General features: G+C 62.6%; 3 protein-coding genes. All 3 read left to right on the top strand.

Translation table 11 applies throughout. From position 1 onward, the window contains the following. On the top strand, positions 1 to 920 hold a 920-nt coding region (locus tag IBX54_RS14940), incomplete at its 5' end, for an SAM-dependent methyltransferase (protein ID WP_296543439.1). Between the two features lie 26 nt (positions 921 to 946). Beyond that, positions 947 to 1,141: a DUF2905 domain-containing protein gene (locus IBX54_RS14935; RefSeq protein WP_296543438.1), complete on the top strand. Its 195-nt coding sequence runs from the start codon at positions 947 to 949 to the stop codon at positions 1,139 to 1,141. Positions 1,142 to 1,200: 59 nt separating this feature from the next. After that, the gene (trxC, locus tag IBX54_RS14930) at positions 1,201 to 1,644 is read left to right on the top strand and encodes a thioredoxin TrxC (protein WP_296543437.1); all 444 of its coding nucleotides are present in this window, start codon (positions 1,201 to 1,203) and stop codon (positions 1,642 to 1,644) included. Positions 1,645 to 1,725 lie beyond the last annotated feature (81 nt).

Raw genomic sequence — 1,725 nt, 5'->3', positions numbered from 1 at the left:
TCACGCCGTTGTTCGGCTGGACGCTGGCGCTGCAGGTGGCGCAGGCGCTGGAAGTGACGGGCACGCACGAGGTTTGGGAATTTGGCGCCGGCTCGGGGGCACTGGCGCTGCAGATTCTGCAGGCACTGCAAGCCCAGGGCAAGCCCTTGCCGCGCTACACCATCGTCGATATTTCCAGCAGCCTGCGCGCGCGCCAGCAAGCCACGCTGGCCGCCTTTGCCGGGCAGGTGCGCTGGGTCGATGCCCTGCCCGACAACCTGCAAGGCGTGGTTCTGGGCAATGAGGTGCTCGACGCCATGCCGGTCAAATTGCTGGCGCGAGTGAACGGCGTTTGGCATGAACGCGGCGTGACATTGGGTGCGCCCGACAGCGATGGCACGCCCACTTTCAGGTGGTCGGACCGGCTCACCGGTCTGCGCCCGCCACTGGCGGTTGAAGGCGCGCACGACTACCTGACCGAAATCCACCCGCAAGGCGAAGCCTTTGTGCGCACCCTGGGCCAAAAGCTCGCGCGCGGCGCGGTGTTTCTGATCGATTACGGTTTTCCCGAGGCCGAGTACTACCATCCGCAACGCCACATGGGCACGGTGATGTGCCACCAGGCGCACCAGATGGACACCGACCCACTGACGCGTGTCGGCCAGAAAGACATCACCGCCCACGTCAACTTTACCGCCGTCGCACTGGCGGGCAATGAGGTCGGTCTGGGCGTGCTGGGCTACTGCAACCAGGGCCGGTTCCTGATCAACTGCGGCTTGCTGCAGCAGATGGAAAGCGCCGACCTGCCGACCCGCGTGATGGCGCAAAAACTGATCATGGAGCACGAAATGGGCGAGCTCTTCAAGGTGATCGGCTTCTACCAAGGCGAGCCCTGGCAGGCGCTGGGTTTTGCGCATGGCGACAAAACGCACACCCTCTGATACCCCATTAATCAAGGGATCAAAACATGTTCCGTTGGCTTATTGTTATTTTTCTGGCCCTGGTGCTGCTCAACGGCCTGACGCCTTGGCTGCAGCGCCTGGGCTTTGGAAAATTGCCGGGTGATTTCCGCTTCAAGGTTTTTGGCAGGGAATTTTTCATTCCGCTCACCACCACCATTATTTTGAGCATGGTGGCGGCGGCCATTGCCAAATTCGTTTGAGTATTGCGCTTGAATTCTTGCCAGATGCGACCATTTACAGGGTTCGAAAGGATTTCGACATGACCGATTTGCTGCACATTGTTTGCCCCCATTGCCACACCACCAACCGCGTCAGCCGCGCCAATTTGGGCAGCGCGCCAGATTGCGGCAGCTGCCACAAACCGCTGTTTACCACGCATCCGGTGATGCTCGGCGAAGCCAGCTTTGCGCGCCACATCGAGCGCAACCAGATTCCGGTGCTGGTCGATTTCTGGGCACCCTGGTGCGGCCCCTGCCGCCAGATGGCGCCCGCGTTTGAGCAGGCCGCAGCCCAGCTTGAGCCGGCAGTGCGGCTGGCCAAGGTGGACACCGAGGCCGAGCAAAACCTGGGCGCACGTTTCAACATTCGCAGCATTCCCACGCTGGCCCTGTTTGTCGGCGGGCGCGAGGTGGCGCGCCAGGCCGGCGCCATGGGCGCGGCTGACATCGTGCGCTGGACGCGGCAGCACTTGCCGCGTGCTTGAGACAGACGTAACGCGCCATCTTCCCTGCGAGCCCCCCGTACCTGGCCCGATACCGCACACGGACCTTGAACCGTCATCGCG

Source organism: Rhodoferax sp. (assembly GCF_014859475.1).
Lineage (GTDB): Bacteria > Pseudomonadota > Gammaproteobacteria > Burkholderiales > Burkholderiaceae_C > Rhodoferax.
This window is presented reverse-complemented; position numbering and strand designations above follow the sequence as displayed.